The organism is Brevundimonas sp. 2YAF1, from assembly GCF_052114745.1.
GTDB lineage: Bacteria > Pseudomonadota > Alphaproteobacteria > Caulobacterales > Caulobacteraceae > Brevundimonas.
Map to the genome: position 1 here is coordinate 148838 of NZ_JBFRFI010000004.1, position 14101 is coordinate 162938.

The window sequence follows — 14101 nt, forward strand, 5'->3', positions numbered from 1 at the left end:
GACGGTCAGGCCTTGGCGGCGCCCGCGCGCAGGCCGCGCTCCGCCAAGGTCACGACCACGACGCCGCCCAAGGCGATGGCGGCGCCGGTCAGGATTTGCGGCGTCAGCACATCGTCCATCCACAGCCAGCCGATCAGGATGGACACGATCGGCGAGCCCAGCAGGTAGGGCGTCACCCGCCCCGCCTCGCGCCGCTGCACCAGCCAGAAGACCAGACTGGTCGCAAATACCGACGAAATCAGCCCCGCCCAGACCAGGGTGCCCCAGACCAGAGGCGGCGCGACCTGCGCGGCCTCCCACTGACCCGTCTCAAACAGGGCCGACCCGAGCGTCAGGGCCGGGAAGGCCATCAGGGCCAAGAGCCCCTGCATCTTCAGCGGCGGTATGGAGGTGGTGCGCCGCGCGATCACCGTCGTCAGCGCCCAGGCCGAGGCGCCGGCGGCGCCCACCATGATGGCTTTCCAGTCCTGCAAGGCGTGGGGGTCCAGCGTCATCCAAGCCACACCGACAAAGGCGATGACCAGTCCGATTGTCGCCACCCGGGAGATCCGCTCGCCCAGCATCAGGAAGGCGAACAGCGAGGTCAGCGGAATCCACAACTGGGTCGAGACCGTCACCGGGCTGACGTCATGAGCCAGCCAGAAGGCCAGATAGATCAGCCCATAGTGGATCGGACCGCCCACCACGGCGATGATCAGCAGACTCTTCCAGTTCGGGAAGGGCGGCCGCACGAACCAGACTAGGCAGGCGGCGGCGATGGCGAAGCGCAAGGCTCCCACCATCAGCGGCGGCATGACCTCGGTCGCGACCTTGGCGGCGGCGTTGTTCACGCCCCAGATCAGCATCACCGCGATGATGGCGCCGATCTCGAGCAGGCTGAGCGGGGAATGACGTTGGCTGGACACCGCGACCTGATGCCACAGGCGGGCGCGAAAGGCCCGTCACGTTCGATGACCGCTCTTTTCCATCCCCATTTCCACCCTGGCGCCCTGCCCTGTGCGCGACGGGATGCTATGCCCCCGCCACTTCGCGAAACGAGGCAGGATCGATGAACCGCACGCTGGCCGCCCTGATGATGACCGTCGCCGCCCTGAGCGCCGCGCCCGCGCTGGCGCAGAGCGCCAAGGGACCGACCGCCGTGGTCTCGCCCCAGCCCCTGCCCATCGACGACAGCCGCCCGCGGGTCTTCCTGGGCGGCAGTATCGATATGGGCGGCGCGCCCGACTGGCAGGCGGCGATGACCTCGGCCCTGGCCGACATGGACGTGGTGATCCTTAACCCCCGCCGCCCCGACTGGAACCCGAACTGGCGCCCCGAGGCGGACGAACCCGAGTTCCACCGTCAGGTCGAATGGGAACTGGCCGCGCTGGAATCCGCAGACGTCATCGTCATGTATTTCGCGCCCGGCACCCAAAGCCCCATCAGCCTGCTGGAAATGGGCCTGCACGCGCGCGGCGGAAAGCTGATCGTGCTGGCCCCCGACGGCTTCTGGCGCAAGGGCAACGTCGACATCACGGCCCAGGCCTACGGCGTCAAACAGGTCCAGACCCTGACCGAACTGACCGCCGCCGTCCGCCAGGCTCTGAGCGCCGCCGCCGCGCGGGGCCGCTTCGCCCGCTGACCGAGACTGGCCCGAGGCTTCCCCCCAACCGCTCATCCCGGCGGACGCCGGGACCCAGTGAGAGCCCCCCGCGCCACGTCGGCATACGGCTCAAGTCTGAGCCAAAGGACTGGATCCCGGCGTCCGCCGGGATGAGCGGAGCATGACGATCCTGCGCCCCCAAGGCGCCGTGGCCAAGAAAAAGGCCGCGCCCTCCCTTCGGAAGACGCGGCCTGATCGTTGGGTCGAACGGACCTTAGAACGGAATGTCGTCGTTCAGGTCGTAGCTTTCCTTGGGACCCGAGGGCTTGTTGGCGCCGCCGGTCGAGAAGCCCGAGGAGTAGTCGTCGTCGTTGCGACCGCCACCGCTGCCATAGCCGCCGCCCTGGTTGTTGCCCTGGCTGTCGTTACGGCCGCCCAGCATGGTCAGCTGGCCGTTGAAGCGTTGCAGCACGATCTCGGTGGAGTACTTCTCGACGCCCTGGGCGTCAGTGTACTTGCGGGTCTGCAGCGAGCCCTCGATGTAAACGGTCGAGCCCTTCTTCAGATAGTTTTCGGCCACCTTGACGATGTTCTCGTTGAAGATGACGACCGCGTGCCATTCGGTCTTTTCCTTGCGCTCGCCGGTGGCCTTGTCACGCCACTGTTCCGAGGTCGCGATACGCAGGTTGGCGACCCGATCCCCGCTGTTCAGCGTGCGGATTTCCGGGTCCTTGCCCAGGTTGCCGATGAGGATGACCTTGTTGACGCTGCCCGCCATGACCGATGTCCTTTTATGTTCTTGCCGCCGATCCCTAGCGGATCCCGACGGAATGTTCCAGTTTTGTTCACGCCCGAGCGGGCGAGAATTCTATTTGGGGGCGACGGCGACGGGGCGACCGTCGATCTCGCGCTGGATGGCGCCTGGAATGGCCAGGCGGCCGTCGCCGGTCCGCGTCAAGGCGAAGAAGCGCTGCCCCGTCAGGGTCTTGCCAAAGGCCACCCCGCCCCGGTCAATGAAGATGAACTGCCCCTGATAGGCGCCGATCATGTCGCGGTTGTTGCCGCCCAGGCGCAGGAAGCGCAGGCGCATTTCTTCAAGTCGGGCGGCGCAGAATTCGATCTGTGGCTGATCGCGGGCGACGACGTTCATCTGGGGGGCGGACTTGCCGTCCTCGGCCGGGATGACATGATAGCAGACGCCCTCGTCGCGCGGGGCCTGGACGGCCTTCGGACTGCAGGCGGCGACGGTCAGGCCCACAAGGCCCAGGGCGACGGCGGAAGCGACGGTCTTGCGGCTCATCGGCCCAGCTCCGGGAACTGACAGTTGCGGTCCTGTTGGGCCAGGGTGCGGAAGCGGCTGTTGTCGCTCGATTGTTCGACCCGACGCGGGACCAGACGCAGGCTCGTGTCGCCCCAGCGTCCATACTCGGCCTCACCCGGACGCAGGCATGTCCCGGCGTAAAGGGCCTGAACACAGGCGCCCATGCTCATGCCGTTGCCGATCGACCGCCACTCCGATCCCGTATGACGCAGGCAGGCCGTGGCGGCGGCCGGCGCCGGGCGGCCGGATTCCACGACCTCGGTCCCATGATCGGTCGGCGCGGGCTCGACCGCCGGATTGGCCGGAAGCTGGGGCGGCGGCGCGAAGGCGGCGGTCGGCGCAGCGGCCAGGGCGCCGGTGGCGTCCAGCCCTACGTCCAGAGCGCTGGTGGCGACGCCGTTGCGCTGGGCGCAGTCCGCCAGGGTGGCCTGTCCGACAAACTGGCCATTGACGAAACAACGCAGCTCGCGCGCCGGCTCCAGCGACGGCGCCTCGGCCAGATCGATGGTCAGACCGCCTTGCGACGCCGGCGGCGGCTCGGTCGGCTTGCCTCGTCCGCCGCTGAACACCAGGGCGGCCGCCACGGCCGCGACGACGGCCAGGCCGCCCCCGACGATCAGGACTGTACGATTGTCTTTAGGAAGGGCCATGCGGGACTCAACGCCAATGATGGCCCCAATAACCCCGGCGACGCGCCACGCGTCAACCTAAAGCGCGGTTCCTCTCGCTCAGCCTGTGAGTCGTGCGAGCGCGGCCTGATAGTTGGCCAACTGCGCCTTGAGATAGGCGGGAGCCTCGCCCGTGACCGCGTGCGTCGCGCTCTTCGGCGCCAACGACCTGTAGGCGCTCCGCAGCGTGACGATGGCCGCACCCAGCTTGTCATTTGCCCGCTTGACCGCATCGGCGTCGCGCAGATTCAGCGTCGTGGGCAGGTCCAGGCCAAAGGTCTTCAGGTCGCTGCTCTTGGGGCCGATATAGCCTGGGGTCAGGCCCAGGGCCGCCAGGGCGTCGCGCCCCGCCTCGCCCGCCCGCAGCACGGCGCCGTCGCGGCCGTCGGCAAAGGCGATGGACAGGCGCTGAACGCCGCCCGACGTGACCTTGGCGTCGCCATCCATGCCGGTGGCGTAGTCCTTGTCCGTCTTGACCGTGACCTTGAGGGATCGGCCCGAGGCCGTCTCGATCTTGCGCGCCAGGGTCTGCAGGGTTTCCTTGGCGTCGATGGTCACGGCGACGGAGCGGCCGCTGGACGACGTCACATAGAAGCGGTCACCGGTCCGCAGCGCCGTCACATCGATCAGCTTCTTGGAATCGGCATGCGGAATCTCGCCCTGCGGCAGACCCAAGCGGTCCAGCACGCTGGCCCCGCCCGCCGCAACGGCGATGGTCATGGGCGCGGCCTGACCGTTGGCGCCCGACCAGATCTGCTCCCACTCCACCGCGCCGGTTAACGGGTCGAGACGCGCCAGATAGCCCGAGGTCGGGTCCTCCGGCTTGGCGCCGATGGCGCGGTCCGAGACCCCGGTCAGCCAAACCTTGCCGTCCACGATCTTCACGTCGGCGGCGGAATCGTCGCCCGCCCCGCCATAATAGGTCAACCGGTCGTTCGCCGAGGCCGTCAGACCATCGGAGATCACCGCGACGAAGGCGTCAAAGCCCCCGGCATGGGCGTTGTTGACCTGACCGATATCCAGCGCCTGATTACGCGTGGCGCCGGCGACGACTACCTGGCCGTTCACAACGGACAGTCCGCTGATTTCACCGCTGCCCGCCGAACCCAGATCGCGGGTGGACAACAACGTCGGCGCGCCCGTCGCGTCGATCTGGAAGCGGCGCACGACCATGCGGCCGTTCTCGATCCCGGCTGTAAAGAGCTTGTCGCCGTCGACGGTCATGGCCTGGACGTTGTCGTCGCCTGCCGTGCCGAACTGGGTGACGCCGCTGGCGGTCGCCGTGATCGGCGCCAGGCTGTGAACCTGCGTTTCGCTGAAGGCCTGAACGTAGCCGTCCCAGCCGCCCGTGGCGATCGCGCCCGGCATGGCGGACTGCGAACGTCCGGCGACATAGACGCGGCCGTCAGCGCCGAACGACACCGCCGTCGCCTCGTCCGCCGCCTTAGCGCCACGGCGCTGGGTCCACTGCTCCACGCCCTTGGCGTCGAACACGGTCACGAAACTGTCGGCCAGATTGGCGGCGGCGCCCGCGGCGCCGGGCTCGAGCGCGCCGATGACCGAGCCCGCCACGGCCACGCGGCCGTCAGCGCCCACGGAAATGGCGTAGCCGCTGGCGGTCGACGCGGCGCCCAGCGCGCGGCTGATCACCACCTGTCCGGCCGAATCCAGCTTCATCAGCACGACGTCGCCCTGGCCCTTGATCGGCTGGGTCGAGTTCCCCGCGCTGACGTCGGCGACAATCCACATCGAGCCGTCGGGACCGACAGCGCTGGCACGGACGATTTCAACGCCGTCCGGCAAGGATGACTGCCCGATTTGCCCATCCACCCAGAAGGCCGCGCCCGTTGCATTGGCAGCGCCTTCCTGGAATTTCAGCACATTATGACCGCCGGCGTTTCCTACGCCCTGCACCACATAGACGGCGTCGGCCGACGCCACGGGCGCGAAGCTGACGGTCTCGGCCGAAACGCCCTGAACGCTCAACGCCCATTTGTCGGCGCCGGCGGGCAAGGTGATGGTCTTGTCGCCGGCCTTGATGACGCGGGGTTCGGACGGCAGCAATTCGCGGCTCATGCGGGTCTGGACCCCTGCCGCCTCCAGCCTGCCGTTGATGTGCGCCACAACCGACTGAAGCGTACGCGGCTCGGTCCCCATATCGTCCAGGTCGATGGCGATGGTCTGGACGCCGGCGACCGACTTCACGGTAATGTTGAACTGCACGTCGCCCTGGAAGGCGGCGACCGCGTCGGTCACGGCCCCGGTATGAATCGCTCCGGTGATGTATTTCGCCGAGTCGCGGGCGACGCCGGCCCCCGTCTGCGCCTTGGTCGCCGAGACCCCCTCGACCATCCGCAGCCCGTCAAATGTCGAGTCTCGAAGAAAGGCGGACAGTTCCGCCATGCCCGCATCGAAATGTTTGGAAAGCTGACCGTTTTCCAACGCGCTGACGCCGCGTTGACCCGCGCGCTGGGTGATGGCCTCCAGCATGGAAAGCCCCTGATACATGGCGAAAATCTTGCGATAATCGCCCGACGAGACGCTCTGCATATCCAGCGACGTCGTCGCTTCATTGATGAAGCGTCGTCCGCTTAGGGCTGTGCGCAGCAGGTCGGACTGGGCCTGCGGCTTGACCGAGGCGTTCCACGGCGCGGTCGGCTGCTTCTTCACGGTCGAGGCCGCGCCCGACGAACCCGAGGTCGTCGGCGCCAGCCCGTACATTCCGAGAAGATAGCTGTTGTTGATCACAGGCTGATGCGCTCCCGCCGGAAGTGTGCCGTACGCTCGGTAACGAACTGTTTAAGATCACCCCGGAACGGCGACGGTTGATCGACGTTATCCGCCGGTCACTGGCAAGGGGTATGAGCCCATGTCGTATCTGCGTTGGATGATCCTGAGACTGGCCAGCCTGTATGGGCTGATGCCACGCCCCAGCCGACGCGGGCCGCCCCCGATCTCACTCGGGCACGGCGCGTCCCGCCAGTTCAGATAGATCAGCCCTTGAACAGGGACAGGATGATCTGCGGCGCCTGGTTGGCGATCGACAGCGCCTGGGCGCTAAGCTGCTGCTGCACCTGAAGCGCCTGCAGACGGGCGCTTTCTCGCGCCATGTCCGCGTCCACCAGGTTGCCGATGCCGACTTCCAGCGAATCCATCAGCTTGCCGACGAAGGTGGTGTGTTTCTCGATCTGCTTGGCCTGGGCGCCCAGTTCGGCCAGGCTGGCGCTGGCGGTGTCCAGCGCCGTCACAACGAGCGCACGCGCCGTTTCGGCGTTGGCGGCGCTGGTCAGATCGAGAGTGCCGCCCAGACCCAGACCAGCCAGAGACAAGTTCTGCCGGTTCATGGTGATGGTTTCAGTGGCGGCGACGTTAGCTAGGAAATCCAGAGGCGTGGCGCTGGCGCCGTCTAGAATGTTCTCGCCGTCGAAGGTGGCGTTCTTGGCGAAGGAATCAAGCGACTTCAGCAGCGACTGGAACTCATCGTCGTAGGCCTTGCGCGAGGCGGCCGAGGCGGACGGATCCGCGGCCGACGTCGCCTTCTGACGCAGCTCGATCAGCAGGTCCGAGATCTGCTCGCCCGCCGCCAGCGACACGTCGGCCAACGACGTCGCCCGGTTCATGCTGGTCTTGACGGCTTCAAGAGCGCCGGTGTCCGCCCGCTGGTTCTGGGCGATCGCCCATGTCGCGGCGTTGTCCTTGGCGCCCTGGACCTTCAGGCCGGTGTTCACCCGGTTCTGGGTCATCGCCAGCTTGTTATTGGTCGAATTGAGGTTCTGGAGCGCAATGAGCGCCGAGGCATTGGTGAGAACGCTGTTGGTCATGGCTTCTAGCCCCAGTTCAAATTCTGAGCGCCAGAATGTCGCTGATTCCTGAGCGTATGGTTAACGGCGCAGAAACGAACGCGACGCCGTCCGGCAAGCCGGCGGCGCTGCGGTCCAAGCCACTTGGCGATCAGGCCCTGGTCTTGATCAACTCACCCGGCCCATAGGCCGGGCTGTGGCGCATTTTCACGACGTCTTCGCGAGGCAATTGACGAATGACCTCGCCGGTGATCCGATCCCGCGTCTTGTAGATGAAGCCGTTCGGCCCCTCCTCGATGGTGAGGCGGTAACGTCCGGCGTCGTTGTCGTGCTGAATCGGCCGCTGAACTTCGACACCCTGGCCCAGGGCGTCAGGATTAATGAAGGCTACTCCAGGTACTTTTGCGACATTGTCTGCCATTTCCCTATTGCGCGGCCAGGCCGCGCCTCCTGTCTCCCGACGTGCGGACAGGGACGAGCCTTTCGGCCCGCCCCCGGCAACGTCTTATTAGCGGAACAGGCCGAGCAGAACCGAGCTCGACTGGTTCGCGATCGACAGCGCCTGCACGCCCAGCTGTTGCTTGGTTTGCAGGGCGGTCAGCTTGGCGCTTTCCTTGGCCAGGTCAGCGTCCACCAGATTGCCGATACCGACTTCCAGGGCGTCCTGCATCTTGCTGGTGAAGGTCACTTGGCGTTCCAGCGACTTGGACTGAGTGCCCAGCTTCGCCATGTCTGCGGTAAAGGCGGTGATCGCCGCTTCAACTTCAGCGGCGGTCGCGCCGGCCGGGGTGCCGTCAGCCGTGACGCCGCCGATGGCGAAAGCGGTCGCCTTGGTGTCAGTGATGACGTTTTCGCCGGCCGTCCACAGGTTCGAGCCGTCGAAGTTCGCACCCGCGAGGGCGCTGTCGATTTCCGTCTGCATGGCGTCATAGTCCGCCTGCAGAGCCGCGACGGTTTCCGTGCTGCCGCCGGCTTCGATCGCCACGGCCAGCGCCTTCATTTCGCTAAGGGCCGACACGACTACCTCGCCAGCCGCCAGAGCGACGTCGACCATCGATTGACCGCGCTGCATCGATTGCTTGACGGCGTCCAGGGCGCCCATTTCGGCGCGCTGATTGGTGGCGATGGCGAAGATAGCGCCATTGTCCTTGGCCGAAGACACCTTCATGCCCGTGTTCACGCGGTTTTGCGTGACGTTGAGGTCACGGCTGGTCGCGTTGAGGTTTTGCAGAGCGACGAGAGCGCCAGCGTTCGTGTTGATGCTGTTAGCCATTTTGGCCATCCTTTGTCTTCGACGATGTCCGACGCCATTTTGGCTGCCGGGAGCTTTCTGCTCGACAGTACCAAGAGCAAGGACGAGGCCAGAACGGCCCGCCCCGCACCGGCCCGATAAATCATTGTTTTCACGTCGTTAGTTTTGATAAACCATGCTGGATGGGTCGGCAATTTTTGCCTTCGCCGCGCCAAACCGGCAAAAATTGCCCGGTCGCCCGGCAAAATCCGCCGCGGCGCATATAGGCGGCCTCCGGATCCGCCAGCTCCGGCACGACCGGCCAGATGCCGCGGGCGTCAGGGTTCGCATGATCCGCCGCAGGTCATGACCCAGCTAACGGCCCGATTCATGGATAGACTCTGCGATCCAGTTCGAAATGGGGGCCGTCGCGCAACCGGGTCCAGTCGCCGCCCCAGGTCAGGGGCGTGCCCCTCTGACGCGCCGCCGCCTTGAAGGCTGCGGCGATGCGGCCATACAGCGGCCAGTCCCAGCGCACCTCTCCATCCATGAGCGCCGCGACATCGACGGCGTGTCCCGTCAAATGCCGCGAATTCAGCGTGCGGCTGGCCCCTGCCTTCACCAGCGCCGCCTGGCGCGCCGGATCGCGCAACCCCTCGGTGACCATGAAATCCACATCGGTCAGGCGGATCGCCTCCTCGACCACGGCGATCAGATCGGGATGGACGCCCTGCAGCCGGGTGCGCGAGCGCTGCGACAGACGGAAAGTCATGGCCGCCCTCGCGTCGCCAGGCGCAGGTGCAGGTTGGCCAGCATGGCGATCATCTGCTGGGCCGTCGGCGCCACCAGATAGAGGACCAGCATCAGGGCGATCAGCCCCATCAGGCCATCCGCCACGCGCGGCAGGTCGGCCGGCGCCGTGCGTCCCACCGCCCTCGCCAGCAACAACCACAGCGCCGCGCTGGCGACGAAAACATACAGCCGCCGCCACAGCCAGCGGCCTTCGGCCAAGCTCGTATCGCTCATCCTTCCTCCTCCTGATCCTGCGGGGCGGTCGGCCTGCGCCAGTCCGCGCCCAACTGGTCGAAACAGTCATCCGGGGTCAGGCGCTCGGGCGCGCTCCAGACCTCCATGTCGAGCAGCTCCGCCTCAACGATCCGGTCGAAATATCGCGTCATGGCGTTCATCCGATCGCCGTCAGCCAGACGACGCCGGCTCCGCCCGCGCCGCCGACGCCCGAGGCCGAAAAGGCTGCGCCTCCGCCTCCGCCGCCTCCGCCGTACAGGCCGCCAGCCCCGCCCGCAGAGCCGGCGCCGAAGGTATCGCCGCCGCCGCCGCCTCCGCCGCCGCCGCCCGCCCAGGACAGCGCCGCCACGGGCGACGCCTGTCCCGACAGGCCAGCCGTCGCGCGCCCCAGGCCGCCCGCGGCGCGCACATGCAGGGCCGCGCCGTCGCCTCCGGAACCGCCGCTGAACGGGGCGTTGGTCGGGGTGATTCCCCCGCCCGCTCCGCCGCCGCCCGGACCGTCGGGCCGGTTGAGCGCCTGTCCCGCCTCGCCGACGGCCACGCTGGAAGAATCTCCGCCCGCATTGGAACGGACCAGCCCGGCGCCGCCCGCGCCGCCCAGCCCGGACGACGCCCCCCCGCCGTTCCCGCCCTTGCCGCCCTCGCCCGTCAGGATCGTCGCGCCGCCCAGCGACACTGTGCTCGACGCCCCCCCGCCGCCGGCCCCGCCGACGCCGGTTCCCATCGCGCCGCCGCCCCCGACCGCCACGACAAGGCCGCCCGTCAGGCCGTCGACCGGCCAACGCCCGCGGGAGACGCCGCCCGCGCCGCCGCCTCCGCCGCCGAAACGCGCAGTTCCCAGGGAGCCCGTCCCGCCTGAACCGCCGCCGCCGCCGCCCCCCACGCAAACCGCCTCGACCCAGCGCGCCCAGGCAGGCGGCGTCCAGGTTCCGCTGGTCGTCAGGACCGTGGTCTCCCTTCGGGCCACCCCGCGCGCGAAGGTCATTCGCCCCGTGGTCCGGTCCACGGAGAAGGCGTCGCGCCACGTCGCGCCGTCGGCGCTGACCTTGAGCCTCAGGTCGTCGTCGCCGACCAGGCCCAATTCGGCCCGCCCGCCCCATCCGCTCTGGAACAGCAGGGATAGAACACGGCTCGCCCCTTGCTTGTTAAAGGTGAAGCGCAGGTCGCCGTCGCCGCCGCTCTCACTTTCCAGCGCCGTCCAAAGCGCCTTGTTCAGCCGGGCAGCCACCACGTTCGTCGCGTCGGCCTCGGTGTTCACGCCCAGCCGGGTCAGGTTCTGCAGGGCCGTGACCGGCGCGGTCGCGCCGGAAGACAGGGGGGCCCAGGCTCCGCCCCGGCGCACGAGCACCTCCTCGCTGTCCAGCACCACCGCCAGCACGCCGTCGGGGGCCGCCACGACGACCCACCCGCCCGTTTCGGCGCGCATAAGACTTCCCGCCGGTCGCCCGCCCCAGTGCGTGCCCGTCGCCTTGGACGGCAGGATATAAAGGGCGCCGTCAGCAGGCGCGGGGGGTTCGGCGACGGTCGTGCGGCTGACGACCGCCGTCTGGGTAAGGGCGTCCAGGCGCGTCAGCGCCTCGTTCAGCGTCACATGTTTCTGCAATTGTCCCGCCGCCAGATAGGGCAGGCCCAGCCGCGCGCTGGCGTCGTCGCTCATCGAATGATCTCCAAAGGTTGGAGGATCAGTCTGCTCAGGCCCGGCGCCCCGGCGTGTTGAAGGCGGGCGGCGCGCGGCAAACCCGGCAAATCCCCGGGATTGGCCCGTCCGGTTGCGCGCGAGGTTTCGTGTCGGGCTCGCAGAGCCGTCGACAGACGACGCCCCGCTCGGATATCGCCAAGCGGCGATCCGCGTCGTGCGCCCGCTCCCGGCGCGGCGCCTGCCTCTCGGCCCTGCCTGCCCCCGCAGGCATGACCATCGATCGGGTCCGGCGCTCGCCCGATCTGGCCCTGCTGGAACGAAACCGGACCGCAAGGCCGGCTCGGATCATCGCCCGGTCATCCGCGGTTTACGCTGGCGGCGACAACAGCGCCCTGAGCCGCTCTTCGTGACCGTGGTCGGGGAAGTCGTCCGCGATCCAGCCGTCCTCAAAGGCCTTGAGCAGCCGTCCCGTCTCCGGCCCCGGCGTCAGCCCCAGCCCCGCCAGATCGCGCCCGCCGACAGGCAGAGACGGCCGCGTCCAGTCCCTAGCCGAGGCCAGAAGACGCCGCGCCCCGGCTTCATCCCCGCCCGCCGCCCAGGCCCGCATGACCCGGTCTTCAAAGGCCTGAAGCCCGTCGCGATAGATCGCCGCCCGCGCCTGCGGATCCGTCAGCGTCGTCGGGGCGTCTCCGGCCACGGCTTCGACCAGACGGTCGCGCTGGGCATTGGACAGGCGCAGTCCTCGGGCGACTTCCGCCACCTTCGTCGGATCGGCGGGCAGCAGCGCCGACAGGCGCAAAACCGGATCGCCACTCAGACCCGTCATGGCTTCGAGCAGCGTCAGGTCGGCAGGTTCGGGCAATACCCGCCCCAACACCCCCGCCTCGGCCATCAACCGCACCGCCGGACGCGGATCGGGCGCGGCCAGCAGCTTGAGCAGTTCCTTGGACACCCGCTCGGCCGACAGGCGTTCGACGCCCTCGGCCAGGGCCGCACAGGCCGCGACCGCCGCCGCATCGGGCGCACCCCGGCCGTACCAGGCGTAGAAGCGATAGAAGCGCAGGATGCGCAGATAGTCCTCGCGGATGCGCCCCTCCGGTTCGCCGACAAAGACGATCCGCCCCGCCATGGCGTCGTCGAGCCCCTGTCGCGTCGGGTCCAGAATGACGCCGTCCGCGTTGGCATAGAGGGCGTTCAGGCGGAAATCGCGCCGCGCCGCATCCTCGGCCCAGTCCGTGGTGAAGGCCACCGTGGCGCGGCGTCCGTCGGTCGAGACGTCCCGGCGTAATGTGGTGATCTCAAACGGCTGACGCTCTGAAATCGCCGTCACCGTGCCGTGCTCGATCCCGGTCGGAACCGAGCGCAACCCCGCCGCCTTCAACGCCGCGACCACCGCCTCAGGCGTCAGCGTCGTGGCGATGTCGATGTCGTCGATGGGCGCGCCGATCAGGGCGTTGCGCACGCAGCCGCCCACGAAGCGGGCGCAGTCCGGCCCGCCCGCCGCCGCCAGCGCCGCCATGACCGCGCGGGTCGCCGAGGCTGTCAGCCAGGCCTGTCCTTCCAGCCCCCGCCCCTGCAAAGGATGGCTCACGCCGCGTCCTCGGCCGCCGCCGACAGCGGCTCGGTCTCGTCGCCGTACAACCGTCCGAACAACCCCTTCAAAATCCCCGCTGTCACGCCCCAGATGTAGCGCTCCTCGAACGGCATGGCCCAGAACCAACGCCGCGCGCCGCCTTCGGGGTCGTAATAGTCGCGACGGTGATTGACCGGGTCCATCAGGAAGTCCCACGGCACCTCGAACACCTCGGCGACTTCATCCGGCGAGGGCGCGACCAGCGGCGGGGCCGTCAGCCAGCCGACCACCGGGGTGACCAGAAACCCGGTCCCCGTCTCATAGGGATCGCCCAGCCCCAGCAGTTCCACGACGCCGGGGTCCAGAGCCACCTCCTCGAACGCCTCGCGCAGCGCCGCCTGTCCCGCCGTCTCGCCGGGGTCCAATCGTCCGCCGGGAAAGGCGATCTGGCCGGTATGGCTGGCCAGACTGTCCGAGCGCCGCGTCATCAGCACGGTCGGCCCGTCGGCGTGGACGATGATCGGCACAAGGACGGCGGCGGGCCGCAACTCACGCGCCGGTCGGGCCGCGCTGGGGTTCAGGTCGTAATCCGACCGGATCGCCGTCCGTTCGGGCGTCCACGACGCCACCGGGTCCAGACGGCCCTCCAGTCGTTTCCTCAGACTGTCGCAGCTCATTCCAGCCCCGCCGCTTCTAACCCAAGTCCGGGCGGTCCCAAGGCGAAGATCGCGTCGCCGGATCGGACAACCAGCCCCCCTTCCACCGCCTCGGCCCGTTCGACCATCTCATAGAAGACCGGACGGGCGATCCGCGCCCACAGGTCGGCCCGCACATGGACGCGCGGCGCCGGCTCACCGGTCACGGCATCCGTTTCAACGACAATGGGATGCTCCGCCCCCGCCTCGACCTTGTCGCCGACATCGGTCGTGAAGCTCAGCACGCCGTCCGCCGCCTGCATGGTCACGGCGCGGAATGGCAGGTCCTCGACCCGGATTTTCAGCTTTTCCGCCGGCGTGACCAGATGATAGCCGTCCAGGTCCTTCCTCAGCACCGTCGAGAACAGCCGCACCAGGGCGGGCCGGCCGATGGGCGAGCCCTCGTGCATCCACACGCCGTCGGCGCGGATCAAGATGTCGATGTCGCCGCAATGTTCGGGATGCCACAGATGGACCGGCGGCAAGCCGCGGCCCGGCGCCTGGCGGGCGGCCTCGGCGACGCCGGACAGGCCGGACGATGTCGCGGGGTTCGTCATAAGCGAACT

16 protein-coding genes are annotated in these 14101 nt (G+C 68.3%); 1 reads left to right on the forward strand and 15 read right to left on the reverse strand.

The genetic code is table 11. The features are described 5' to 3' along the window. Window positions 1-5 precede the first annotated feature (5 nt). A complete protein-coding gene (locus AB4Y68_RS07595) occupies window positions 6-905 on the reverse strand; it encodes a DMT family transporter (RefSeq protein WP_441454905.1) in 900 nt (299 codons plus the stop codon). Window positions 906-1048: 143 nt separating this feature from the next. Between AB4Y68_RS07595 and AB4Y68_RS07600 the strand changes: the two genes are divergently transcribed. Then, a complete protein-coding gene (locus AB4Y68_RS07600) occupies window positions 1049-1621 on the forward strand; it encodes a nucleoside 2-deoxyribosyltransferase domain-containing protein (protein ID WP_441454906.1) in 573 nt (190 codons plus the stop codon). Window positions 1622-1856: 235 nt separating this feature from the next. Here AB4Y68_RS07600 and ssb read toward each other — a convergent pair whose 3' ends face one another. The 14 genes from ssb to AB4Y68_RS07670 form a co-directional block, all read right to left on the reverse strand. After that, complete coding sequence (gene ssb / locus AB4Y68_RS07605) at window positions 1857-2360, reverse strand: single-stranded DNA-binding protein (RefSeq protein WP_441454907.1); 504 nt, start codon at window positions 2358-2360, stop codon at window positions 1857-1859. Between the two features lie 90 nt (window positions 2361-2450). Continuing rightward, window positions 2451-2882, reverse strand: a complete 432-nt coding sequence (locus AB4Y68_RS07610; protein WP_441454908.1) for a hypothetical protein — start codon at window positions 2880-2882, stop codon at window positions 2451-2453. Then, the gene (locus tag AB4Y68_RS07615) at window positions 2879-3553 is read right to left on the reverse strand and encodes a hypothetical protein (RefSeq protein WP_441454909.1); all 675 of its coding nucleotides are present in this window, start codon (window positions 3551-3553) and stop codon (window positions 2879-2881) included. Before AB4Y68_RS07615 ends, AB4Y68_RS07610 begins: the two co-directional genes overlap by 4 nt. A gap of 78 nt (window positions 3554-3631) precedes the next feature. Then, complete coding sequence (locus AB4Y68_RS07620; RefSeq protein ID WP_441454910.1) at window positions 3632-6319, reverse strand: transcriptional regulator; 2688 nt, start codon at window positions 6317-6319, stop codon at window positions 3632-3634. Between the two features lie 245 nt (window positions 6320-6564). Next, complete coding sequence (locus AB4Y68_RS07625) at window positions 6565-7392, reverse strand: flagellin (protein WP_441454911.1); 828 nt, start codon at window positions 7390-7392, stop codon at window positions 6565-6567. A 130-nt stretch (window positions 7393-7522) separates the two neighbouring features. Further along, window positions 7523-7792: a flagellar protein FlaG gene (locus AB4Y68_RS07630; protein ID WP_441454912.1), complete on the reverse strand. Its 270-nt coding sequence runs from the start codon at window positions 7790-7792 to the stop codon at window positions 7523-7525. Between the two features lie 87 nt (window positions 7793-7879). Further along, entirely contained in the window at window positions 7880-8644 is a 765-nt protein-coding gene (locus AB4Y68_RS07635) for a flagellin (protein WP_441454913.1), read from the reverse strand. Window positions 8645-8990: 346 nt separating this feature from the next. Further along, complete coding sequence (locus AB4Y68_RS07640; RefSeq protein ID WP_441454914.1) at window positions 8991-9374, reverse strand: M15 family metallopeptidase; 384 nt, start codon at window positions 9372-9374, stop codon at window positions 8991-8993. Beyond that, window positions 9371-9628 (reverse strand): hypothetical protein, encoded by a 258-nt coding sequence (locus AB4Y68_RS07645; protein ID WP_441454915.1) that lies wholly within the window; start codon window positions 9626-9628, stop codon window positions 9371-9373. The genes AB4Y68_RS07640 and AB4Y68_RS07645 overlap by 4 nt, the downstream gene beginning before the upstream one ends. Further along, a complete protein-coding gene (locus AB4Y68_RS07650) occupies window positions 9625-9780 on the reverse strand; it encodes a hypothetical protein (RefSeq protein ID WP_441454916.1) in 156 nt (51 codons plus the stop codon). Before AB4Y68_RS07650 ends, AB4Y68_RS07645 begins: the two co-directional genes overlap by 4 nt. Window positions 9781-9785: 5 nt before the next feature. Then, window positions 9786-11285 (reverse strand): DUF2793 domain-containing protein, encoded by a 1500-nt coding sequence (locus tag AB4Y68_RS07655; protein WP_441454917.1) that lies wholly within the window; start codon window positions 11283-11285, stop codon window positions 9786-9788. 349 nt (window positions 11286-11634) lie between these two features. Then, window positions 11635-12858: a CCA tRNA nucleotidyltransferase gene (locus tag AB4Y68_RS07660; protein ID WP_441454918.1), complete on the reverse strand. Its 1224-nt coding sequence runs from the start codon at window positions 12856-12858 to the stop codon at window positions 11635-11637. Next, on the reverse strand, window positions 12855-13517 hold the full coding sequence (locus AB4Y68_RS07665) for a CoA pyrophosphatase (RefSeq protein WP_441454919.1): 663 nt from the start codon (window positions 13515-13517) through the stop codon (window positions 12855-12857). Before AB4Y68_RS07665 ends, AB4Y68_RS07660 begins: the two co-directional genes overlap by 4 nt. After that, window positions 13514-14092: a DUF1285 domain-containing protein gene (locus AB4Y68_RS07670; protein WP_441454920.1), complete on the reverse strand. Its 579-nt coding sequence runs from the start codon at window positions 14090-14092 to the stop codon at window positions 13514-13516. The genes AB4Y68_RS07665 and AB4Y68_RS07670 overlap by 4 nt, the downstream gene beginning before the upstream one ends. Window positions 14093-14101: the final 9 nt, after the last annotated feature.

Coding starts and splice junctions, on each gene's coding strand:
- AB4Y68_RS07600 (WP_441454906.1), top strand. CDS start 1,049: ATGAACCGCACGCTGGCCGCCCTGATGATGACCGTCGCCGCCCTGAGC.
- ssb (WP_441454907.1), bottom strand. CDS start 2,360: ATGGCGGGCAGCGTCAACAAGGTCATCCTCATCGGCAACCTGGGCAAG.
- AB4Y68_RS07610 (WP_441454908.1), bottom strand. CDS start 2,882: ATGAGCCGCAAGACCGTCGCTTCCGCCGTCGCCCTGGGCCTTGTGGGC.
- AB4Y68_RS07615 (WP_441454909.1), bottom strand. CDS start 3,553: ATGGCCCTTCCTAAAGACAATCGTACAGTCCTGATCGTCGGGGGCGGC.
- AB4Y68_RS07625 (WP_441454911.1), bottom strand. CDS start 7,392: ATGACCAACAGCGTTCTCACCAATGCCTCGGCGCTCATTGCGCTCCAG.
- AB4Y68_RS07630 (WP_441454912.1), bottom strand. CDS start 7,792: ATGGCAGACAATGTCGCAAAAGTACCTGGAGTAGCCTTCATTAATCCT.
- AB4Y68_RS07635 (WP_441454913.1), bottom strand. CDS start 8,644: ATGGCTAACAGCATCAACACGAACGCTGGCGCTCTCGTCGCTCTGCAA.
- AB4Y68_RS07640 (WP_441454914.1), bottom strand. CDS start 9,374: ATGACTTTCCGTCTGTCGCAGCGCTCGCGCACCCGGCTGCAGGGCGTC.
- AB4Y68_RS07645 (WP_441454915.1), bottom strand. CDS start 9,628: ATGAGCGATACGAGCTTGGCCGAAGGCCGCTGGCTGTGGCGGCGGCTG.
- AB4Y68_RS07650 (WP_441454916.1), bottom strand. CDS start 9,780: ATGACGCGATATTTCGACCGGATCGTTGAGGCGGAGCTGCTCGACATG.
- AB4Y68_RS07655 (WP_441454917.1), bottom strand. CDS start 11,285: ATGAGCGACGACGCCAGCGCGCGGCTGGGCCTGCCCTATCTGGCGGCG.
- AB4Y68_RS07665 (WP_441454919.1), bottom strand. CDS start 13,517: ATGAGCTGCGACAGTCTGAGGAAACGACTGGAGGGCCGTCTGGACCCG.
- AB4Y68_RS07670 (WP_441454920.1), bottom strand. CDS start 14,092: ATGACGAACCCCGCGACATCGTCCGGCCTGTCCGGCGTCGCCGAGGCC.